The organism is Actinophytocola sp. (genome assembly GCF_036378875.1).
In the GTDB taxonomy this organism is placed as follows: domain Bacteria; phylum Actinomycetota; class Actinomycetes; order Mycobacteriales; family Pseudonocardiaceae; genus Actinophytocola.
Genome location: NZ_DASUVO010000006.1, coordinates 33,991 through 56,207, shown reverse-complemented (window position 1 = coordinate 56,207; position 22,217 = coordinate 33,991). Strand labels below are relative to the sequence as shown.

Here is a 22,217-nt window from a genome sequence, read left to right as displayed (position 1 = left end):
GCGCGGGGGTGGAGGAAGAAGGGCATGAACTCGTCGCGGGGGGAGAGTTCGATGTGGTGGTAGCCGATGTCGGCGACCGTGCGGACCATCTCGGTCATCGGCAGGTGACGGAGCATGTACGGATCAAGCGCGATCTTCATGAGTCAGCTCCCGTAGAAGGCGGGTCGATCCTTCAACCGGACGGACACGGTCTTTCCGGTCCGCCGCGCCTCCACCGTCGCGTCGCTGGTGACCGCCACGGCGTAGCCGTCCCACGCGGTGGGTCCGACCAGGTTGCCCGCCTGAACGGACGACACCCACTCGGTGAACTCGGTGTCGAACGCGGCGCCGAAGCGCTGCTTCCAGCTGTGGAGAAGCCCGGGGTCGGGCAGGCGAACCGCGCCGGCCTCACACACGGTCTCGTGCCGGACGTCGTAGCCGTACTGGCAGTTGACGAACACCTCGAGGTCGATCCGCACGCCGCTCTCGGTATCGAACAGCATCACCTGCGGGTCCCGCAGATGCTCGAACTTGCGAGTGGTCTGCTTCGGCACGACCACCTGTGCGGTGGCGATCTCCTCGTCGAGCAGCCAGCGGATGATGTCGATCTCGTGCACGGCCGTGTCCTGGATGGCCATGTCCGAGTGGTACTCCGTCGGCACGGACGGGTTGCGGTGGGCGCAGTGCATCAACAGCACCGGTCCGAGGCCGCTGAGAGCCTGCTTCATCTCCTGGTAGCCGACGTCGTACCGGCGCATGAACCCGACCTGGACGAGCCTTCGCCCGGACGCCTGCTCCGCCTCCACGATCCGCAGGCAGTCCGCCGCCGTGGTGGCCAGCGGCTTCTCGCAGAACACGTATTTGCCGGCCGCGATCGCGGCGAGCACGTACTCGGCATGCGTCGGACCCCACGAGGTGACCACGACCGCGTCGACACCCGGATCGTCGATCACGTCCTGACCGGTGGGCAGCGCACGGGCGCCGACACCGGCGGCGGCTTCGCGGGCCAGTTCGGCGTCGACGTCGGTCACCGCCACCACCTCGGCGCCAGCCACCACGTCGGTGAGCCGCCGGATGTGGTCGCGGCCGATCATGCCGGTGCCCACGACTCCGATGTGGACGGTCATGAACCCGCTCCGGGGCGCTTCGTGCCGGCGAGTCCGCGAGTGCCCAGGTATTCGCGGGTGCGGATGGCGATCGGCAACGGCACCTCGGGCGCGCAGGGGTAGAGGTCCTGTTCGACGATCACGAAGACCTCGGCGTCCAGTTCGGACAGTGCGTCGATCACCTCGGCGGGGTTGGGCACCCCGGCGGGCGGCTCGACACACACCCCGCGTTTGACCGCCTCACCGAAACCGAGGTTCTCCGCATAGACCTGGTCGATGATCACCGGGTCCATCTGCTTGATGTGCACGTACCCGATCCGTTCGCCGTAGCGGCGGATCAACTCGACCGCGTCGCCCCGGCCGTAGGCGACGTGGCCGGTGTCCAGGCACAGGTTGGCGTAGCGTTGGTCGCTCTCGTTGAGGTAGCGCTCGATCTCGTCCTGGGTCTGGATGTGGCTGTCCGCGTGCGGGTGCAACACCAGCGCGACGTCGTACTCCTCCAGCAGGATCCTGCCCAGCTCGTTGGCGCGCTGCCCGAACGAGGCCCACTGCTCGGCGGTCAACGACGGGGACTCGGTGAACGCGCCGGTCTTCTCGTCCCGGTACATCGGCGGGATGAACACGAGGTGGTGCGCGCCGACCGCCGCGGTCAGCTCGGCGACCCGACGGGTCGTGGCCACCATGTCGTCCCACTCGTGCGGGCGGTGCAAGGCCCCGAACGTCGTCCCACCCGACACCTGGAGCCCACGGCTGCCGACCTCGTCGGCCAGCCGTCGCGGGTCGGTGGGCAGGTAGCCGAACGGACCCAGCTCCAACCACCGATAGCCGGCCTCGGCCAACTCGTCCAGAAACCGCGTGTACGGCACCTGATGCTCGTCCTCGGCGAACCACACGCCCCACGAGTCGGGAGCGGAACCGAGACACAGGTTGCCGACGACGGTACGCGCCGTGGTCATGGCGATCCTTCCTGGTTGGCCGTGGGGGAGTGCACTAGCACGGTCTACTAGCGCGCTCTAGGACTATGCGCTGACCGGTTCACGTGTGTCAATACGCGAACCGGTGCCCGCGACCCCTTGACTTCTGCTGTGACCGGCTCCATAGTCTCTCGAACTAGAGCGCGCTAGTAGAGCGCACTAGTCACACCTGAGGCACGAAGAGGTGCACCTGCATGAAACTCAACAACAGTGCCCTGATCATGTTCGCCGTCGCGGCGGTTGTCGCCCTCGCGGGCTGCAGCAGCAGCGGTGGGAAGCAGGCGCAGGCGGATGCTGACGCCGCCGGCGCGGCGAACACGCCAAGGCTCAAGGTCGCGATGATCACGCACGAGGTGCCCGGCGACACGTTCTGGGACCTGGTCCGCAAGGGTGCGCAGGCCGCGGCCGCGAAGGACAACATCGAACTGGTCTACTCCAACGACGCCGACGCGGGGCGGCAGGCCAGCCTGGTGCAGAACGCCATCGACCAGAAGGTCGACGGCATCGCCCTCACACTGGCCAAGCCGGACGCCATGCGGGACGTCGTGACGAAGGCCAAGGACGCCGGCATCCCGGTGGTCGGGTTCAACTCCGGCATCGACAACTGGAAGCAGCTGGGGCTGGTCGAGTACTTCGGGCAGGACGAGAAGATCGCCGGCAAGCAGTTCGCCGAACGGCTGAACGGTCTGGGCGCCAAGCACGCCGTCTGCGTGAACATGGAGCAGGGCCAGGTCGCGCTGGAGGCCCGCTGCGCCGGGCTGAAGGAGAACTTCGACGGCACCGCCGAGACGCTCTACGTCAACGGCGCGGACATGACCGCCTCCCAGGCCACGATCACCGCCAAGCTGCAGCAGGACCCGACCATCGACTACGTCGTCACCCTCGGCGCGCCGTTCGCCCTCACCGCGGTGGACGCCGTCAAGGACGCCGGCAGCTCGGCGAAGGTGGCCACGTTCGACACCAACAAGGCACTCGTACAGGCGATCAAGGACGGCTCCGTGCAGTTCGCCATCGACCAGCAGCCGTACCTGCAGGGCTACCTGGCCGTCGACGCGATCTGGCTCTACAAGACCAACGGCAACTACAGCGGTGGCGGCGAACAACCGATCCTCACCGGCCCCGCCTTCATCACGAAGGACAACATCGACGCCATCGCCTCGTTCGCCGAGAAGGGCACGCGATGAACGCGGCCCCCGGACTGAGGGAGCCCGCCGCACAGGCCGCTCCCGCGGCCGGTGTGACGCACAGCCAGGCCGGCCGGCGATCGCTCGGGCGCCGGTTCCTGAGCCGGCCCGAGGTGGGTTCGCTGGTCGGCGCGGTCGCCGTGTTCGTGATGTTCTTCGCGGTCGCCGAGCCGTTCCGCAACGCGGCCTCACTGTCCAATGTGCTCTATGCCAGCTCGACGATCGGGATCATGGCCGTCGGCGTGTCACTGCTGATGATCGGTGGCGAGTTCGACCTGTCCGCCGGTGTCGGGGTGATCACCTCCTCGCTGGCGGCGTCGATGTTCGCCTTCGAGTTCAGCACCAACGTGTGGGTCGGTGTGCTGGTCGCGTTGGGCGTGTCGCTCGGGGTCGGGTTCGTCAACGGCTGGGTGCTCATGCGCACCAGGCTGCCCAGCTTCCTCGTGACGCTCTCGACGTTCCTCATGTTGCAGGGTCTCAACCTGGCGGTCACCAAGCTGATCACCGGGAACGTCGCCACCGAGAACATCTCCGACATGGACGGGTTCGACTCGGCGCGCGCGGTCTTCGCCTCGGAGGTCAAGATCGGCGACGTGTCGGTGAAGGTCACCGTTTTCTACTGGCTGCTGTTCGTCGCGATCGCCACGTGGGTGCTGCTGCGGACGCGCGTGGGTAACTGGATCTTCGCCGTGGGTGGCAACGCGGACAGTGCGCGCGCGGTCGGTGTTCCGGTCAAGCACGTCAAGATCGGGTTGTTCATGGCGGTCGGTGGCACGGCCTGGTTCTTGGGGATGCACAACCTTTTCGCGTTCAACACCGTGCAGTCCGGGGCCGGGATCGGCAACGAGCTCACCTACATCGCCGCGGCGGTGGTCGGTGGCTGCCTGCTCACCGGCGGGTTCGGGTCGGCGGTCGGCGCGGCGATCGGCGCGTTCATCTTCGGCATGGCCAACCAGGGCATCGTCTACGCGGGCTGGAACCCGGACTGGCTGAAGTTCTTCATCGGCGTCACGCTGCTCGCGGCGACGCTGGTCAACACGTGGGTGCGCAACCGCGCGGCCCGGAGGTGAGTGGCAGATGTCCCCTGTGGTCGAACTGGCCGACGTCGGCAAGTACTACGGCAACATCCGGGCGCTCCAGGAGGTGAGCGTCGCCGTCCGCGAGCACGAGGTGACGTGCATCCTCGGCGACAACGGCGCCGGGAAGTCCACATTGATCAAGATCATCTCTGGTTTGCACCGCCACGACGAGGGTTCCTACCTCGTGGACGGCGAGGAGGTGGGGTTCTCCTCGCCGAGGGAGGCACTCGACCGTGGCATCGCGACCGTGTACCAGGACCTCGCGGTGGTGGCGCTGATGCCGGTGTGGCGCAACTTCTTCCTCGGCTCCGAGCTACGGAAGGGCTGGGGTCCGGCACGACGCCTCGATGTGGACGGCATGCGGGCGAACGCGGACGCCGAGTTGCGTGCGATGGGCATCCACCTGCCCGACATCGACATGCCGGTCGGCCGGCTCTCGGGAGGTCAGCGGCAGTGCGTCGCGATCGCCAGGGCGATCCACTTCGGAGCGCGGGTGCTGATCCTCGACGAGCCCACCGCCGCGCTCGGCGTCAAGCAGTCCGGTGTGGTGCTCAAGTACGTGGCCGCGGCACGCGACGCAGGTCTGGGCGTCATCCTGATCACCCACAACCCACACCACGCGTTCCTGGTCGGCGACCATTTCGTTGTACTGCGGCAGGGTGCGGTCGAGCTGAACGCGGCCCGCGCCGACCTCACGCTGGACGACCTCACGAGGCACATGGCGGGCGGCGCCGAACTCGACGCGCTGCGGCACGAGCTCGACCGTCTCGGCACCCCCGAGATGGGCGCGTTGCACGAGGTCAAGACGTAGCAGTTAGCTTTAGTGCGGAAGGAGGGGGTGGGACGTGGCAGAGGGCGGCAACGGACGCCGACGCGGCAAGCCGACCATGGAGGACGTCGCCGCGAAGGCCGGTGTGTCGCGTGCCCTTGTCTCGCTGGTGTTCCGGGACCAGCCCGGCGCCAGCGAGGCCACACGGGACCGTGTCTACCAGGCCGCGGCGGAGCTGGGATACCGCCCGGACACCGCGGCCCAGATGCTCGCCCGCAGCCGGACCAGGGTCATCGGCGTCATGGTGACCATGCGCAACACCTTCCACGCCGACCTCGTCGACGCCATCTACCCGGCCGCCGAGGACCTCGGCTACGACATCCTCCTGTCCGCCACATCCCCCGGCCGCGACGAACGACAGGCGGTCGAGGCGCTGCTCGGACACCGCTGCGAGGGCCTGCTGCTGCTCGGCCCGAACCTCGACCCCGAGTACGTCACGCACGTGGGTCGCCAGGCCGCCGTCGTGCCGGTCGGCAGACGCTACCCGGACTGCGGCGTCAGCTCGGTACACGCCGCCGAGTCGAAGGGCGTCCGCCAGGTGATCGACCACCTGGCGGAGCTGGGCCACCGCGACATCGTCCACGTCGACGGCGGCGACCGCCCCGGCTCGGCGGAACGCCGGAAGGCCTATCGCACGGCCATGCGCCGGCACGGCCTCGCCGACCACATCCGTGTCCTGGCGGGCAAACACACCGAGGCGGCCGGCGCGGAGGCCGCGCAGCAACTGCTCGCCGACCGCACCCACCTGCCCACCGCCGTGTTCGCCAGCAACGACCGCGCGGCCATCGGCGTGCTCGACGCGTTCCAGCGCGCCGGGCTGAGCACACCGGGCGACATCTCGGTCGCCGGTTACGACGACAGCCTTCTCGCGCAGCTGTCGCACATCGACCTCACCACGGTCAACCAGAACCCGCAGCGCCAGGGGGAGTTGGCCGTTCGCGCGGCCGTCGCGGCCATCGAGGACCCCGACTCCGGCCCGCAGGACCACGCCGTGGACCCCAAGCTCGTCATCCGCGGCACCACCGCCCAACCGAGGGGCTGACCCGCTCCGTCGGCACTTTCGGAATATTTCGACGCGTTATCCGAAAGTTGATCTGCATTCCAGAATGCGTCGGTTCGTCGTGACATGATTCGTTGACCGGAATCTGCGGCTCGTCTTAGAATATTTTCGAGATATTTCCGAAAGTTGCGTAAATTTTCGGGGAGGAGCCCAAGTGATTATCAGCTCGGGCCGTGCCAAGATCCGTTCGATGGTCGTCATGTTGGCGGTGGCGGCGCTCGCGATCGCGGGTTCGGTGTCGGTATTCGGGAAAACCACGCCGGCGGCGGCCGATGTCGGCATCTTCGCGGTGCCGGAGGACGATGGAGCAGGCTGTGCGGTAACCCTGCCCGGTTCGTTGACCGCCAACTCCAGGCTGCCCGATCCGTTCCGCAAGCTGAACGGATCGCGGATCACGGCCAAGTCCGAGTGGCGGTGCCGGCGGGCGGAGATCAGGGAGTTGGCCGAACGGTACGTCTACGGCGACAAGCCAGGAAAACCCACCAGCGTCACGGGAACCGTGTCCAACACCAACATCACAGTGAACGTGTCGCACAACGGCAGGAGCGCCAGTTTCTCGGCCGGCGTGCAGCTGCCGAGCGGCACCGGGCCGTTCCCGGCCGTCGTCGTCTACGGCGGGTTCGGCGCGGACACGGCCACTATCAGAGCGGCAGGCGCCGCGGTCATCAACTTCGACCCGATGGCGGTCGGCCGTGAGGGCACGCCGAGGAACAACAAACAGGGCGCGTTCTACAGCATCTACGGCAACACCAGCAGTACCGGACTGCTGGCCGCGTGGGCGTGGGGTGTCAGCCGAATCATCGACGTCATCGAGCAGTCGAACGGCAGCATTCTGAAAGCGGACGCGATGGGTGTCACGGGCTGCTCGCGGTTCGGGAAAGGCGCCTTCACCGCCGGGGTTTTCGATCAGCGCATCGCGTTGACCATGCCGATCGAGTCGGGCAGTGCGGGCGCGCCGATCCTCCGCGGGCTTGCAGGGGAGTCCGGTGCCCAGCCGCTGAGCAGTGCCTACGGCGAGCAGCCGTGGCTGGGTGACGCGTTCAGCTCGTTCACGGGCAACCCGGCGAACCTGCCGGTGGACACGCACGAGATGGTCGGCATGATCGCGCCGCGCGGGCTGTTCATCATGGAGAATCCGCACATCGACTGGCTGGGCGCGCGGTCGGGGAGCGTGGCGGCGCTCGGCGGCGCCGAGATCTACAAGGCGCTCGGCGCGGGCGCCAACATCACCTACTGGTCCGACGTCCAGGACGGCACCCACTGCGCCAGCAGGAACGAATGGCGGACCCCGCTGCAGCAGCACATCCAGAAGTACCTGCTGAAGACGGGAAACACCGCCGGCGTCTTCCGCGTCTCGAGCAGGAAACCCGGCAACCTGGCCGAATGGCGGGACTGGCAGACGCCGACACTGTCCGGTGAACCAAGCGATCCGCCGCCGACGGACCCGCCACCCACCGACCCACCGCCGGCCTCTGGCTGCTCGGCATCGGCGGCGGTCAACCAGTGGACGGGCGGTTTCGTCGCCACGGTCCGGGTCACCGCCGGCACCACCGCGCTCAACGGCTGGACGGTTGCCGTGACCCTGCCGTCGGGCACCGGCATCACCAACTCCTGGGAGGCCAGCCGCAGCGGGAACGCCGGCTCGGTCCAGTTCACCAACATCGGACACAACGGATCAATCGCTCCTGGCCAGTCGGTCGAGTTCGGCTTCCAGGGCACCGGAACGGGCACGGGCATGACCCCGGCCTGCGCGGCTCGTTAGCCGCTGAAGGAGAGTGGGGCGGCCGGCCACAGCGCGGCGGTGACTGGGAGCTCCCGCACCTGGGTGCGGGGCCACCGCGCCGAGGCCGGCCGCCGCCACGTCCGGTTGACGCACGAGTGTCCCATTCGCTCTGACTGGCCACCGAATGTTGTCCACAGGCCGCCGCGACCAGGGGTTTTGTCTGTGTGGCTTGGTACGATGGCCTCGGGGTGGCCCCCCGGGTATGGGTGGGGGATGCCTACGCAACCATCTGTGTTGGCGTTGATCATGAGCGGCTTGTTCGGATATGGCGCTGTCCCGAGCGTGCCCTTCGGTCGCGTACTCGGGGACGTTGCTTGGCGGTTCTCGCTGCACGTCAGGGCGGCGGAGCCCGCTTCGGGCAGTTTGGCCGGTGGCCGTGCGAGGAAGGATGCTTCCTCACGCCCAGCGTGAGGAAGGCTCCCTTTCACCGCACCGCGCTCGGCGAGGGCTGGCTCCCGGATGTCGTGAAGGGCACCCCTCAGGACTGGAGGGGACGTTCAGCGTCCTCAAGGGCACCCGCGAGGGATCGGCCACCACCGGGCGGCACAACGTTGAGTGTCCCGAGGGTGCCCCCTCAGGGCATCGGGGGTCTGGACCGCGGAGTCGGTGTCCCATGGGGTGCCTTTCGAGAAGCTGAATCCGCTGATGATCTTGCTGCCCGCAGAGGCGCGCGAAGTAGTGGGCTTCACCCGCTTCCCTTGCCGAGCGCCGCGAACGGCGTGTCTGTGCCACGGGCGCTGTCCCGAAAGACGCTTTCCTGTCGTTGAACGTCATCAGCGCGGCGTTCGAGACATCGGCGATGCCCCGAACGCGTCTTTCAGGACGCGCGCCCGGCGTCGGCGATCGGCACCCCCTGCACCCGTGGCTCCCCGGGGTCCGGTTTCGCCCGTACGGGATGATCCCGCCACAAGATCATCCGGCTAGGCTTTTGCTTCCGCCCGCCCGAGTGTGAGCTGACACACTGCGGACGACCCGGCGACCTAAACTTGATTAATTCCAGAAAATGGGCCAGACTGCTCCGCGTGTCGGCCACTGTGGACTTCGAGTACATGTTGCGTGGGGCGGAACTGCGTGTGACGCGGCCCCGCGTGGCGGTGCTGTCCGCGGTGCACGACCATCCGCACGCTGACACGGACTCGATCATCGGGCTCGTGCGTGCGGAACTCGGCGGGGTGTCCCACCAGGCCGTTTACGACGTGCTCCGTGCGTTGACCGCGGCGGGACTGCTGCGGCGCATCGAGCCACCGGGCTCCGTCGCGCGCTACGAGGCACGGGTGGGAGACAACCACCACCACGTCGTGTGCCGTTCGTGCGGTGCCATCGCCGACGTCGACTGCGCCGTCGGGGAGGCGCCCTGCTTGACCGCTTCCGACGACCACGGTTTCACGATCGACGAGGCCGAGGTCGTCTACCGGGGCCTGTGCCCCGACTGCTCTGCCACAACCACCCTGTAGATCCGGAAGGATTCCCGTGTCTGACAGTCCTGACGCCGTCGTCGGCGAGATGAACGAGCCGAGCGCCGGTGGGTGCCCGGTCTCGGTCGGCCGTCTCAACCACCCGACCGAGGGTGGCGGCAACCGCACCTGGTGGCCGAACCAGCTCAACCTGGCGATCCTGCGCAAGCACAACCCCGCGGCCGACCCCATGGGGGAGGCGTTCGACTACGCCGCCGCGTTCAACTCGGTCGACCTCGACGCGTTGGCACGCGACGTCGACGAGGTGCTGACGACCTCACAGGAATGGTGGCCGGCGGACTTCGGCCACTACGGGCCGCTCATGATCCGGATGGCGTGGCACAGCGCCGGCACGTACCGCATCCACGACGGCCGCGGCGGGGCCGGGGCGGGCATGCAGCGTTTCGCGCCGCTGAACAGCTGGCCCGACAACGGAAACCTCGACAAGGCACGCCGCCTTCTCTGGCCGGTCAAGAAGAAGTACGGCCGCACGATCTCGTGGGCCGACCTGATGATCTTCGCGGGCAACCGTGCCCTGGAGACCATGGGCTTCAAGACCTTCGGCTTCGCCGGCGGCCGCGCGGACGTGTGGGAGCCCGACGAGGACGTCTACTGGGGTCCGGAGCGCACCTGGCTCGGCGACGAGCGCTACTCCGGTGACCGCGAGCTGGAGAACCCCCTCGCGGCCGTCCAGATGGGCCTCATCTACGTCAACCCGGAGGGCCCCAACGGCAACCCGGACCCGCTCGCCGCGGCCCGCGACATCCGCGAGACGTTCAGCCGCATGGCGATGAACGACGAGGAGACCGTCGCGCTGATCGCGGGCGGGCACTCGTTCGGCAAGACCCACGGCGCGGCCGACCCCGACCAGTACGTCGGCGCGGAGCCCGAGGGCGCCCCGCTCGAGGAGCAGGGCTTCGGCTGGAAGAACACCTTCGGCACGGGCAAGGGCCGGGACGCGATCACCAGCGGCCTGGAGGTCACCTGGACGCCCACGCCGACCAAGTGGGACAACACGTTCTTCGAGACGCTGTTCGCCCACGAGTGGGAGCTGACCAGTAGCCCCGCCGGCGCCCACCAGTGGCAGCCGAAGGACGGCGCCGGCGCCAACACCGTGCCGGACCCGGAGAGCGGTGAGCTGAACCGCACGCCGACGATGCTGACGACGGACCTCGCGCTGCGCCTGGACCCGATCTACGAGCCGATCTCCCGGCGTTTCCTGGAGAACCCGGACCAGTTCGCGGACGCGTTCGCCCGTGCGTGGTTCAAGCTGACCCACCGCGACATGGGCCCGATCCAGCGCTACCTCGGCCCGCTGGTGCCGCAGGAGACGCTGATCTGGCAGGACCCGATCCCGGCCGTTGACTACGAACTGGTCGACGCCTCGGACATCGCGGCACTCAAGAGCCAGATCCTGGCGTCGGGACTGTCGGTGTCCCAGCTGGTCTCCACCGCGTGGGCGTCGGCCTCGACGTTCCGTGGCAGCGACAAGCGCGGTGGCGCGAACGGTGCCCGCATCCGCCTCGCGCCGCAGCGCGAGTGGGAGGTCAACGAGCCCGACGCGCTGGCCGGCGTGCTGAGTGCCCTGGAGGGCATCCAGCAGTCGTTCCAGGCGGGCGGGAAGAAGATCTCGCTGGCCGACCTGATCGTGCTCGGTGGTGTCGCCGCGGTCGAGCAGGCGGCGAAGAACGCCGGCGTCGAGCTCCAGGTCCCGTTCACCCCGGGCCGTGCGGACGCGTCGCAGGAGCAGACGGACGTTGAGTCGTTCGCCGCGCTCGAGCCGATCACCGACGGGTTCCGCAACTACCGTGGGAAGGGCAACCGGCTGCCGTCGGAGTACCTGCTCATCGACCGCGCGAACCTGCTGACCCTGACCGCGCCCGAGATGACCGTCCTCGTCGGCGGCCTGCGTGCACTCAGCGCGAACTACCAGCAGTCCACTCAGGGTGTGTTCACCTCGACGCCGGGGTCGCTGACCAACGACTTCTTCGTGAACCTGCTCGACATGGACACAGAGTGGAAGCCGGTTTCCGAGGACGCGGAGCTCTTCGAGGGCCGCGACCGGACCACCGGCGAGGTCCGGTGGACCGGCAGCCGCGTCGACCTGCTCTTCGGCTCGAACTCCGAACTGCGTGCCGTCGCGGAGGTCTACGCGAGCGACGACGCGCGGGAGAAGTTCGTCCGTGACTTCGTCGCCGCGTGGGACAAGGTCATGAACCTGGACCGGTTCGACCTGGCCTGATCCTGTGAGGTCCGGGCCGGCCACCTCCCCGGCCGGCCCGGCGGTCACGCGATGAAGGACGCCTTCCTAACGCCCGCTGTGGGAAAGGCGTCCTTCATCGCACCGCCCCACGCAGTTCGACGGCTCGTCGAGAACCAACGAGATCGTCGTCAGGACCACCACGACCAGGGCGGCGCACGCCGTCGCCTTGAACCTCACCACAGCTCGGTCCATGGCCGCGTGCACGTTCTCATACCCAGAGGGTGAACCAGGCTGGTCGTTCGCGATGCCCGGTCAACGGTCACTGCTGAAAACGGTCGGCCGACACGGGTGTCGACGGTGTCGGGCGTTCGACCGACAGGCGGTCTGCTCGCGGCTCGACGGCGACGCCTGACGCCTCACAGATTCCGGGGCCGTTTCGTCGTACGGGCATGGAAGCAGTGAACGTCGCGATCATCTACCACAGCGCCACCGGGACCGTGTACACGCTCGCGCAGGCCGTCGCCGAGGGCGCGGAGAAGGCCGGGGGCTCAGGTGCGGCTGCGCAAGGTCGCCGAAACGGCCGCACCCGAGGCGATCAACGCCCGACCGGAATGGGCCCAGCACATCGAGGACACCGCCGACATCGCCGTGGCCGGCCTCGACAACCTGGCCTGGGCCGACGCGGTGCTGTTCGGTACGCCCACCCGCTTCGGCAACCCGACCAGCCAGCTCAGGGCATTCCTCGAAACCACCGCGCACCTCGCGAGTCGCGCGTTCGGCCCCGGCGAGTCGCGCGTTCGGCCCCCATGAGCTTCGTTTTCGTGTACGCCGGGTGTTCCCGAAAACGTAACTCGCAGGGGCCGAGAGCGAGACTCGCGGGTGGTCGCCGTTGCTTGGCGACCACCCGCGGGGCCGGTCAGAACGTGAACGCCTGCAGTTCGGATATCCGCACGGTCTGTGCCACCGTGGGGTTTCCTGTGGTGCAGTCGCTCGTCGAGCGCGGATCGTTGTGCTGGGAGCCCGCGTACTTGGGGCCACCGGTGCACTGGTTGGTGACGACCCGGATCATCAGGTGCGTGGCCAACGTTGGTGCGATGCGGAACGACCGGCTCGTCAGGTCAGGTGCCGTCGGCCTTGGCTGGTCGGCCGGGAAGGCACCCGGTGAGCTGGTGAACACCCGCCGGTAGTTCGCCGGGTCGGCACAGTTCTTGTTGCACGACAGGATCTCGAACTGCCGCAGTGCCGTGAAGCGGTTCTGTGCCCCGGGATCGGGGTCACCCTCGATCGCCGGGCGCAGGAGCGCGCTCACCTGGACCCGGGTCACGACCTGTGGGCGGCCGCCCGCCAGGTCGACCGTGACGCTCTTGCCCGCCACCGGTGAGCCGATCGACGCCCAGTTCGTCGCCTCGGTGTCGTCGATGAGCTTCTCCAGGTTCACACCGTCCCCGCTCGCGGTCGCGCCCTGCGTCCGCGAGGCCAGGTTCGGTTGCAGGTGCGGGCGTACCGTGGCCTGCTCGCCCGCCCGGACCGTGCGCTGGAACCGGCTGGTGCCGAAGCCATCCGCCGCGACGATGAAGTTGTACCGGCCCGGTACGAGCTCCGCCGTGTCGGGTAGCGGGGTGTTCGGGTCGCTGTCGGCCACGGGCAACGCCCTGGCCTCGTAGTCGCCGACGTACAGCCGAGCCGGCGCGCCCGTCGGGGCGAACCGCAGCGTCGCGTTGCCGGCGAACGGGGACGCGAAGCTCGGGATCGGGTCCGCGTCGTTCGGACCGGCCGACGCCGCGTCCCGGCCGAGACCGTGCTGGGCGAACACGTTCCACAGCAACGGCACGTCGGCGCCGCCGTAGCGCACCTCGTTCGCCGCCAGCGTGGCGTCCCGCATGTCGACGTAGCTGACCGCGCCGGTCGCGTTCAGCAGGAGCGCGTCGAACGCCTGCTGCACCCAGCGTCGGTTGCCCGGGCAGCGCTCCACCGCGACCTTGCCGTCGGCGCACGCCCTCTGCAGGGCCGGTGTGCCGAGACCGTAGCGATCGATCATGGCCTGGCGGACGTCGAAGCTGGTCGAGCTCCAGATCTCGCCGTCGGCGTGCACCTGCTGACCGACGAGGTCGTAGGACATGTCGCTGTAGTTCAGCTCGCTCTTGCTCATGTCGTAGTTGCGGATGCCCGCCTTCTTGTCACCGGTGACGTAGCCGCCGGTGATGTACGGCGTCTCGCCGAACGGGAGGAAGCCGTTCTCGTAGAGGTACTCCATGGCGAACAGGTCGGAGTGCGACTCGTTCATCGCGCCCGCCTGCGCGCCCGACCAGCCGAGGTCGGGGCCGCCGATCAGCCGGCCCGAGATCGCGTGGGAGTACTCGTGCCCGATCACCGACATGTCGTAGTCGCCGTCGACGCACGGCGCGTAGAACCCGCCAGGGGTGGGTTGCCACAGGAACATGTTGGTGGTCGGCGCCATGCCGTCGGGCGGCGTGATCTGGTTGGCGTTGTTGCGGGACGCGAAGCCAGGCGGCGCCCCGCCGGCCCGGCCGCCGGCCTGTGCGTTGCCGCGTTCCCCGTCACCGCCCAGCCCGCCACGGTCGCCGTTGGACGTCTGCATGTTCCAGGTCTCCTCGGTGAAGCCGAGGTGGTAGGACCAGTCGTGCATCCGGTTGTGCATGGCGAACAGGTTCACGAGTGCCGCGTCGATGTCGTTCTGTTGCTCGCTCGCGAACACCGCCGGGTCGCACTTCTCCTCGAACCACTGGTTCGTCCACGGATGCGTGTACTCACGGGTGGGGCTGATCCGCGATGTCCTGGTCCCGACCGTGCCGCTGGCCAGGTCGTCCCACTTCTCGGTCGCCTTGGCCGAGTTGCCGGCCGACGTCTGGCTGGGGGCACCCGTGGCCGGGTCGATGTCCCACGCGACGCCGCCGTCGGCGGTGCTGACCGCCTTGGCACAGCCCGGTGCCGGGGTGAGGCACCACCGGACCCGGGTGTCGCGGGAGGAGTAGTTGGTCGGCGGGTTGGCGGGGAAGACGTCCCATTCCGGATTGTTCTCGTCGTGGTGGTCGACGATGTCCTCGCGGAGCAGCACCGCGCCGGTGCGCGCGTCCACGTAGGTGGTGTAGCCGGTCGGCTCGTTCTCGTCCGATCCGACGAGCACGACCTGGTAGGCGGAGCGGGGTGCGGCCGCCGGCATCGGCACCGCGCCGAGCCGGACACGCGTGGTCGCCAGCTCGCCGGCGGGCACGCCCGCGTCGGCCGCCGCCGCGGTGAGCGCCGCCTCCGGTGAGATGGTGGCCGGTTCGGGCGCCGCCCGCTCCGGGCTGACGGTCGAGCTGAGGTAGACCACCACGCCGTCGCGGATCCCGAACGCCGCCAACCCGTCGACGATCGTGGGCAGCTCGCCGAAACGCTGGCGCAGCAGGACATACGCGCCCTGGCCCATCGGCCGGTCGACCAGCACCTCCATCGCGTCGATGCCGGACGCGGAGATGCCGAACGTCTCCCGGTTGTCGGCCAGGAAGCCCCTGGCGACGGCGACGGGATCGCTCGTGGCGCCGCGCCGCTGGACGTCGGCGCGTGGCAGGAGCGTTCCCGGGGTGCCGTACCGGTTCCACCGGACGGTCGTGCTGCTCTGACCAGCGAGGCTGCGCTGCCGGTCGGATGGTTGCGCGGTCGCGCCACGGTTGTCGACGTCGCCGTTGCCGGCCACGTCGCCCTGCACGGGAACCCCGGCAGCCGCCACCGGCGCCCCGGAGGCCGTTCCCATCGCGAGTGAACCGGTCAGGATCGTTGCCGCTACCAGTGCAAATGTTCTTCGGAGATGGTGTCTCCGCATCTGTCCACGCCTCTCTGAGCAGGGTAGGTGGATGGAACGGTCCCAGCTTTCCCTTGCGCGGCACGGAAAGATATCCGCCGATCGTCTGCCCGGCCGGTCCGGGTGGCCGGCGCGTACCCGCCGTTCGCAGGAGTGGCCTTCGTCCGTTCGGCTGTTGTTCAAGATCGGTTCGCTTGCCAGCCTTGAGTGACTTACGTACGGTACGTAACTAATCAGCTGGCGAGACGGGAGCCAATCGGTGATCGAGTCCTCGAAGGATGCCGGCGAAGGTGCCGGCACAGGTCTTGACCGGCGTTCCTTCCTGGGGCTGACCGGCATCAGTCTGGCGGCGTTCTCGCTGGGTATAGCCGCGCCGGGGGACGCGGTCGCGGTCGCGGCGGGACCCGTGCCCGCCGACCCGTTCCGGCTCGGGGTGGCGTCGGGAGACCCGGAGCCGACCAGCGTGGCGCTGTGGACCAGGCTGGCGCCAGAGCCGCTGGCCGCGGACGGGCACGGCGGGATGCCGCGCCGGCCCGTCGACGTGCACTACGAGGTCGCCGAGGACGAACGCTTCACCCGGGTGGTGCGGCGGGGCCGGGCCGTGGCCACCCCTGAGCTCGCCCACGCGGTGCATCCCGAGGTGCACGGCCTGCGGCCGGGGCGCGAGTACTTCTACCGCTTCCGCGCGGGCAACCAGATCAGCCCGGTCGGCCGGACCCGCACCGCACCCGGCCCCCGCGAGAACCCGGACCGCCTGACCTTCGCAATGGCGTCCTGCCAGGCCTGGTACCACGGCCACTTCACGGCGTACAAGCACCTGGCCGCCGACGACGTCGACATGGTCTTCTTCCTCGGCGACTACATCTACGAGTACGCGATCAACGCGAACAACCTGTGGCGCGAGGGTGTGCAGGTCGACCGGATCCACGACGCCGAGACGCAGACGCTGGAGCAGTACCGCCTGCGATACGCGCTGTTCAAGACCGACCCGCACCTGCTGGCCGCGCACGCCGCCGCCCCCTGGGTGTCCACGTGGGACGACCACGAGGTCCAGAACAACTACGCGGACGTCTACTCCCAGTACGGCATCTCCGTCGAGGACTTCGAACGGCGCCGCTCCGTCGCCTACCGGGCGTACTACGAGAACCTGCCGCTACGGGCCACGTCCCTGCCCCGGGGGCCGGACATGAAGCTGTACCGGCGGATGAAATGGGGCAGGCTGGCGGAGTTCAGCGTGCTGGACACCCGGCAGTACCGGGACAACTTCCCGACCGACTCGACAGCGGGCGGTGAACACACCGATCCGCGACGGTCCATCCTCGGCGCCGAGCAGGAGCGGTGGCTGACCGACGGCCTGCGGCGTTCCGACGCGACCTGGAACGTGCTCGCCCAGCAGGTCGTCATGGCCCAGATCGACCGCGACACCGGACCGGGCAAGACGTTCAGCATGGACATCTGGGACGGGTTCTCCGCCAACCGTGACCGGCTCCTCGGCGCCGTCCAGCGGTACGGGGTGGACAACCTGCTGGTGCTCACCGGCGACATCCACCGCCACGTCGCCGCCGAGCTGAAGGCGAACTTCAACGACCCGGCGTCGGCCACCATCGGCACGGAGCTGGTGGTCGGCTCGATCGGCTCCGACGGCGACGGCGCACCCACCGACGCCTACACCGAGCTGTGGCTCTCCAACCAGCACGTCAAGTTCTACGACGGACGTCGCGGCTACGTGCGATGCACCATGACGCCGGAGGAACTGACCTCCGAGTACCGCGTCGTCGACTACATCAGGAAGGACGACAAGGCGCCGGTGTCGACGATCGCCACGTTCGTGACCGAAGCCGGCCGCCCTGGCCTTGTGAGGGCGTCATGAGCGGAGCTTGCGGAGCGAATCATCAATACTCAGGACGCCGTCGAGCCCGCGGAGGGCGACGGAGTAGCGGAGCCTGCGGAGCGTTCCGGCGCCACGTAGCGGGGGAGGGGGCGTCATGAACCAGCCAGTCCACGGTCTCACGGCCCGCCCCAGCATCGGCCGCATCGACCTGACCTGGCAGGCACGGTCGTACACCCCGCTCGTCGACCACTTCGCGGTGTACGCCTCGCCCGACCGGACGTTCCAGACAGAGACGCTCATCGGGAAGACCATCTACGGCACGTTCCGGCACGACAACCTCGGGCCGGCCAGGCAGACGTGGTACTACCGGATCGTCACGGTCGACGCCGCGGGGGAGCGCAGCCGCCCGTCCGCCGTGTTGCGTGCCTCGTCGGTCGAGTCCGTGGCGATCGGGGGACGCCCGGTCGCCGTGATCGGCACGTTCGACCGCAAGAGCCTGGAGCTGGCGCTGGCCCCCGGCGGCTACAACGAGTTCCTCACCCGCTTCCCGAGCGGGGTCGACTACACCCAGGGAGTGAGCACACCCGCCGCGGACTGGCCGTACCTGCATCCCGGACCGGCCGACAAGTGGGCCGGCAGCAAGGCGCACACGTTCAGCTTCCGTTTCCGGCTCGACACGGCGCCCGCCGCCGATCTCGCCCTCGCGGTCTGGCTGATCGACACGCACGCCACCACACCCGGCAAGCTCGTCGTGGCGTGCAACGGCAACGCCGTCACCGAGGCAGCGCTGGAGAAGGGCGCGACGAAGGGCTCCACCCAGGGCGACGCGACCGTGCCAGGCAGCCCGCTTCGGCCGTCCATTGTGGAGGTCCCGCTGCCGCGCGGAGTGCTGGTCGCCGGTGAGAACGTGCTCACGCTCGCCAAACCGGAAGGCTCGTGGCACGCCTATGACGCGGTGGGTGTGTTCGCGCCCTAGGTTGTTGGGCGAGCGCCGGCCGGGCAGTCGTGACAGTGTGATCGACCATGGCGGACTTCGACGATCTGGTTGGGCGGCTGGACTATCCGATGCTGGTCGTGACCGTGAACGACGGTCGGCGGCTGGCGGGGTGTCTGGTCGGGTTCGCGAGTCAGTGCAGCATCGATCCGCCGCGGTACATGGTGTGGCTGTCCAAGAACAACCACACCTATACCGTCGCTCGCGGCGTCGACCGGCTGGCCGTGCACGTGCTCACACCCGAGAACCGGCCGCTGGCCGCGTTGTTCGGGACGGTCACCGGGTTCGACGAGGACAAGTTCGCCCGGTGTGCGTGGCGGGACGGGCCGTACGGCGTGCCGCTGCTCCTGGACTGTCCACAGTGGTTCGTAGGGGAGGTGTTGGCGCGGTACGACACCGGTGATCACGAGGGTGTCCTGCTCGCGCCGGTCGCCGTGGGGGAGGGGACGGGGCTGGGGCAGCTCGGGTTCCAGACGGTCCGTGACCTCGACGCCGGTAACGAGGCGTGACGGAATTGTTCACGCTCACATGATGGCTTCAACTTAACGTTCAGGACCGCGTAGCCGCCATGGTGAGCGTTCACAACCTCGGCAACTGAATCGTTGACTGAACGGTGAGGCGTGGCTACAGTGGGTCACACGCGCGTCGATTCCGCCCTGTTGACAATGACGTCGAGGAACTGCGCCATGCCCTGCTCGAGAAAATTGTTCCGTCTGCTGTGGACAGCCGTGCTCACGGCGGCCACCACCGTCGCGCTGATGGGCGCCGGACCCGCCGAGAGCCCGCGTGCACCGGCTGCCAACTTCACGAACCCGGTGCTGTGGCAGGACTTCGCGGACATCGACATCTTCCGCGTCAACGACGCCTACTACTACTCGGCGTCGACCATGCACTATTCCCCCGGCGCGCCGATTCTGCGCTCCTACGACCTGGTGAACTGGGAGTTCGCCGGACATTCGGTGCCGCGACTGGACTTCGGCGCCAAGTACGACCTCAACGGTGCCCGAGGCTACGTGCGGGGAATCTGGGCGTCGTTCCTCAACTATCGCCGGAGTAACAGCACGTTCTACTGGGGCGGCTGCGTCGACTTCGCCAACACCCACATCTACAGCGCACGGGCCGTCGAAGGGCCGTGGCAGAAGCACACCACGATCAACAAGTGCTACTTCGACGCCGGTCTGCTGGTCGACGACAACGACACGATGTACGTGGCCTACGGCAACACGAACATCAGCGTCGCGCAGCTGTCGGCTGACGGGAAGACCGAGGTCCGGTCACAGCAGGTGTTCAGCACCCCGTCGAGCATCGGCACACTGGAGGGCGCGCGGTTCTACAAGCGCAACGGGAACTACTACATCTTCCTGACCCGGCCGGCCAACGGGCAGTACATTCTCAAGGCCAGCAACCCGTTCGGGCCGTACACGCTCCAGCAGGTGCTGCTGAACATGCCCACCCCGATCCCGGGCGGCGGCGTGCCGCACCAGGGCGGCCTGGTGCAGACCCAGAACGGCGACTGGTACTACATGGCGTTCGTGGACGCCTACCCGGGAGGAAGGGTGCCCGTGCTGGCGCCGATCACCTGGACCGCCGACGGCTGGCCCAGGATCACGACGGTGAACGGCGGCTGGGGCGCCAGCTATCCGTTCCCGAACCTGCCGTCCCGCCCGGTGAAGCCGATGATCGGCGTGGACACGTTCGCTGGCACCACATTGGGGCCGCAGTGGGAGTGGAACCACAACCCCGACACCACCCGGTACACGGTGAACAACGGGCTGCGCCTGCAGACCGCGACCGTCACGAACGACCTCTACTCGGCACGCAACACGCTGACCCACCGCATCCAGGGCCCGACCTCGACCGCGACGATCACGCTCGACCTCTCCGCGATGCGGGACGGCGACCGGACCGGACTGGCCATGCTGCGGGACTCCTCGGCGTGGATCGGCGTGAAGCGGGACGGCGGCCGCAACCGGGTGGTCATGGTCAACAACCTCACCATGGACAGCAACTGGAACACCACGAACACCGGCAGCGAAGCCGCGAGCGCGACCTTTACCGGCACCCGCATCTGGTTGCGCGCCAACGCCGACATCCGACCGGGCGCCGGCCGGCAGGCGCGGTTCTCCTACAGCACGGACGGCGTCACCTTCACCCCGCTCGGCCCCGGCTTCACCCTGAACAACGCGTGGCAGTTCTTCATGGGCTACCGGTTCGCCATCTTCAACCACGCCACGCAGGCACTCGGCGGTGCCGTCACCCTGCAGCGCTTCGAGCTGTCCACCCCGTGACGCGGAAGACCGCGTTCTAATCCTGCGTCGGCTTGGGGAGGCTTCCTCCCATGTCGGGTGGAGCCGCTTCGGTCGGCGGGCGCGGAGTGTACGGGCGGTCCGGCGGGGCGGGCTCGTCGTCGTCGACCTGAACGGGTTGGTTGACCGGCGGTGCCTGCTCCGCGGGGCGACCGGATGACATCCACACCGCCAGACCAGTGAGAACACCAGCGATGGCAACCGCGATTCCGCCGTTCACCCACTTTTTCTCGATCACAGGGGAGATCCTTTCGGTGACCGGGCGCGCACTCAGTGCTACCGATGTCATCGTCCGGAGAAGCGGGAACGCTACCGAGAGCCGCCAGGCCGTGCGCCGCGGCTGTGTCCGTGACGGTGTTCCTTCCGGTCGAGGACCGCCGGGGCGAGCACGGCGACCAACACCGCGGCGGTGAGCGCGAAACCGACCGCGTACCCGACCGGACCGACCACCAAACCGAACCCGACCGCACCGAGCCCGAAACCGGCGTCGAACGCGAGGTTCCACAACGCGCTCGTCCGGCCGTAATCCGTCGAGTCCACCCGTTCCATCATCAGGGCCAGGGTGACGTTCTGCGCGGCGCCGTACCCGGCACCGAACAGCGCCATCCCCGTGACCGTCGCGAGTGGACCACCCAGGACCAGCAGCGCCGCACCAGCCGCGGCGGCGAGCACGGACGGGACGAGCAGCGGCCCCGAGCCGCGCCGCCCGGCGAACCGCCCGGCGGCGTACCGTGCGACGGGCGTGGTCAGCGCCTGGACGAGGAGCGCGCCGGCAGCCGTCCCCGCCGGGACCGCGAGGGGCAGGAAGGTGGCGAACACGCCGCCCGCGAACGTGAACGCGGTGAAGATCACGGCCAGCCGCGCGAGCCCGCCCCGCACACCGAGCACGGAGCCGCCACCCACCGGCCGCCCCGATCGCGCCGGCAGCGCCGGCACCGCGACCAGCGGCAGCAACGCCACCGCGGCGGCGGCGGCGAACACCGTCGTGAACCCGACGTGTTCGCTGAGCCAGAGACCCGCCGGCAGACCCACGATCCCCGGTACGCCGACCACGACGCCGTAGAGCGCGAGCGCCTCGGCCCGGCGCGACGGCGGCGCCAGTTCGGCCGCGAGCGCACTGCCGACGACCACGACGATCCCGAGGCCGGCGCCGCGGAACAGGCTCATCGCGAGCACGAGCGCCGTCGCCGGCGACCCGACCAACGCGAGCGCCGGCGCACCGAGCAGCAACAGGCCCGCGGCCATGACGGCCCGGTAGCCCAGCCGCGCCAACAGCCGCGGCACGATCAGCTCGACCAGCACGGTCGCCAGCATCATCGCGCCCGTCACCAGCCCGGCGCCGACCTCGCCACCACCGGCCCGGGCGACGTAGAGCGGGACGACCGACAGCAGCAGGCAGAACCCGCTGAGCGCCCCGAACGACGTCACCAACAACATCACCACCGGCCGGCTCAGGATGGACGTGGTCGGTTCGCTCGTCACCTCGTTCACACGGACAGCCTGCGACGAGCCGGGATGATCACGCATCCGGCAGATGACGGAACAGGTCCGTGGTCGCTTATGGCGCGCGTCACGGCGGTGACGCTGTCACACCGTTCGGACCGCCGGTGTCTTCTGGCCACCGGAATCAACA

16 protein-coding genes are annotated in these 22,217 nt (G+C 68.7%); 12 read left to right on the top strand and 4 right to left on the bottom strand.

Going from position 1 to position 22,217, the window contains the following annotated elements; all coding sequences use genetic code 11:
* Nucleotides 1-143: 143 nt before the first annotated feature.
* Together VF106_RS02385 and VF106_RS02380 are read right to left on the bottom strand one after the other, a co-directional pair.
* A complete protein-coding gene (locus VF106_RS02385; RefSeq protein WP_330837862.1) occupies nt 144-1,106 on the bottom strand; it encodes a Gfo/Idh/MocA family protein in 963 nt (320 codons plus the stop codon).
* Nucleotides 1,103-2,041, bottom strand: a complete 939-nt coding sequence (locus VF106_RS02380) for a TIM barrel protein (RefSeq protein ID WP_330837861.1) — start codon at nt 2,039-2,041, stop codon at nt 1,103-1,105. Before VF106_RS02380 ends, VF106_RS02385 begins: the two co-directional genes overlap by 4 nt.
* Nucleotides 2,042-2,253: 212 nt before the next feature.
* On the opposite strand from VF106_RS02380, the gene VF106_RS02375 reads away from it, so the two are divergent.
* From VF106_RS02375 to VF106_RS02340, 8 genes are all read left to right on the top strand, one after another.
* Entirely contained in the window at nt 2,254-3,243 is a 990-nt protein-coding gene (locus tag VF106_RS02375) for a sugar ABC transporter substrate-binding protein (RefSeq protein ID WP_330837860.1), read from the top strand.
* Nucleotides 3,240-4,313 (top strand): ABC transporter permease, encoded by a 1,074-nt coding sequence (locus VF106_RS02370; protein ID WP_330837859.1) that lies wholly within the window; start codon nt 3,240-3,242, stop codon nt 4,311-4,313. The genes VF106_RS02375 and VF106_RS02370 overlap by 4 nt, the downstream gene beginning before the upstream one ends.
* Nucleotides 4,314-4,320: 7 nt before the next feature.
* Entirely contained in the window at nt 4,321-5,133 is an 813-nt protein-coding gene (locus tag VF106_RS02365) for an ATP-binding cassette domain-containing protein (RefSeq protein ID WP_330837858.1), read from the top strand.
* A gap of 34 nt (nt 5,134-5,167) precedes the next feature.
* Nucleotides 5,168-6,193 (top strand): LacI family DNA-binding transcriptional regulator, encoded by a 1,026-nt coding sequence (locus VF106_RS02360; RefSeq protein WP_330837857.1) that lies wholly within the window; start codon nt 5,168-5,170, stop codon nt 6,191-6,193.
* Nucleotides 6,194-6,401: 208 nt separating this feature from the next.
* On the top strand, nt 6,402-7,973 hold the full coding sequence (locus VF106_RS02355; RefSeq protein ID WP_330837856.1) for a glucuronyl esterase domain-containing protein: 1,572 nt from the start codon (nt 6,402-6,404) through the stop codon (nt 7,971-7,973).
* Between the two features lie 1,043 nt (nt 7,974-9,016).
* Complete coding sequence (locus VF106_RS02350) at nt 9,017-9,448, top strand: Fur family transcriptional regulator (RefSeq protein ID WP_330837855.1); 432 nt, start codon at nt 9,017-9,019, stop codon at nt 9,446-9,448.
* Between the two features lie 16 nt (nt 9,449-9,464).
* A complete protein-coding gene (gene katG / locus VF106_RS02345) occupies nt 9,465-11,690 on the top strand; it encodes a catalase/peroxidase HPI (protein ID WP_330837854.1) in 2,226 nt (741 codons plus the stop codon).
* A gap of 513 nt (nt 11,691-12,203) precedes the next feature.
* Nucleotides 12,204-12,461, top strand: a complete 258-nt coding sequence (locus VF106_RS02340) for an NAD(P)H-dependent oxidoreductase (protein WP_330837853.1) — start codon at nt 12,204-12,206, stop codon at nt 12,459-12,461.
* A 106-nt stretch (nt 12,462-12,567) separates the two neighbouring features.
* Here VF106_RS02340 and VF106_RS02335 read toward each other — a convergent pair whose 3' ends face one another.
* Entirely contained in the window at nt 12,568-15,405 is a 2,838-nt protein-coding gene (locus VF106_RS02335) for a M36 family metallopeptidase (RefSeq protein ID WP_330837852.1), read from the bottom strand.
* Nucleotides 15,406-15,712: 307 nt separating this feature from the next.
* On the opposite strand from VF106_RS02335, the gene VF106_RS02330 reads away from it, so the two are divergent.
* The 4 genes from VF106_RS02330 (at nt 15,713) to VF106_RS02315 (ending at nt 20,566) form a co-directional block, all read left to right on the top strand.
* A complete protein-coding gene (locus tag VF106_RS02330; RefSeq protein WP_330837851.1) occupies nt 15,713-17,323 on the top strand; it encodes an alkaline phosphatase D family protein in 1,611 nt (536 codons plus the stop codon).
* A 115-nt stretch (nt 17,324-17,438) separates the two neighbouring features.
* The gene (locus VF106_RS02325) at nt 17,439-18,260 is read left to right on the top strand and encodes a polysaccharide lyase family protein (protein ID WP_330837850.1); all 822 of its coding nucleotides are present in this window, start codon (nt 17,439-17,441) and stop codon (nt 18,258-18,260) included.
* A 47-nt stretch (nt 18,261-18,307) separates the two neighbouring features.
* The gene (locus VF106_RS02320) at nt 18,308-18,787 is read left to right on the top strand and encodes a flavin reductase family protein (RefSeq protein ID WP_330837849.1); all 480 of its coding nucleotides are present in this window, start codon (nt 18,308-18,310) and stop codon (nt 18,785-18,787) included.
* Nucleotides 18,788-18,964: 177 nt separating this feature from the next.
* The gene (locus VF106_RS02315) at nt 18,965-20,566 is read left to right on the top strand and encodes a glycoside hydrolase family 43 protein (RefSeq protein WP_330837848.1); all 1,602 of its coding nucleotides are present in this window, start codon (nt 18,965-18,967) and stop codon (nt 20,564-20,566) included.
* 327 nt (nt 20,567-20,893) lie between these two features.
* On the opposite strand, the gene VF106_RS02310 is transcribed toward VF106_RS02315, so the two are convergent.
* Entirely contained in the window at nt 20,894-22,075 is a 1,182-nt protein-coding gene (locus VF106_RS02310; protein WP_330837847.1) for an MFS transporter, read from the bottom strand.
* Between the last annotated feature and the right edge of the window lie 142 nt (nt 22,076-22,217).

Bases quoted from the DNA above. Each gene is read 5' to 3' on its own strand.
- VF106_RS02385 (WP_330837862.1), bottom strand. From the start codon at position 1,106: ATGACCGTCCACATCGGAGTCGTGGGCACCGGCATGATCGGCCGCGAC.
- VF106_RS02380 (WP_330837861.1), bottom strand. From the start codon at position 2,041: ATGACCACGGCGCGTACCGTCGTCGGCAACCTGTGTCTCGGTTCCGCT.
- VF106_RS02375 (WP_330837860.1), top strand. From the start codon at position 2,254: ATGAAACTCAACAACAGTGCCCTGATCATGTTCGCCGTCGCGGCGGTT.
- VF106_RS02370 (WP_330837859.1), top strand. From the start codon at position 3,240: ATGAACGCGGCCCCCGGACTGAGGGAGCCCGCCGCACAGGCCGCTCCC.
- VF106_RS02365 (WP_330837858.1), top strand. From the start codon at position 4,321: ATGTCCCCTGTGGTCGAACTGGCCGACGTCGGCAAGTACTACGGCAAC.
- VF106_RS02355 (WP_330837856.1), top strand. From the start codon at position 6,402: ATGGTCGTCATGTTGGCGGTGGCGGCGCTCGCGATCGCGGGTTCGGTG.
- VF106_RS02335 (WP_330837852.1), bottom strand. From the start codon at position 15,405: ATGGGAACGGCCTCCGGGGCGCCGGTGGCGGCTGCCGGGGTTCCCGTG.
- VF106_RS02325 (WP_330837850.1), top strand. From the start codon at position 17,439: ATGAACCAGCCAGTCCACGGTCTCACGGCCCGCCCCAGCATCGGCCGC.
- VF106_RS02320 (WP_330837849.1), top strand. From the start codon at position 18,308: ATGGCGGACTTCGACGATCTGGTTGGGCGGCTGGACTATCCGATGCTG.
- VF106_RS02315 (WP_330837848.1), top strand. From the start codon at position 18,965: ATGCCCTGCTCGAGAAAATTGTTCCGTCTGCTGTGGACAGCCGTGCTC.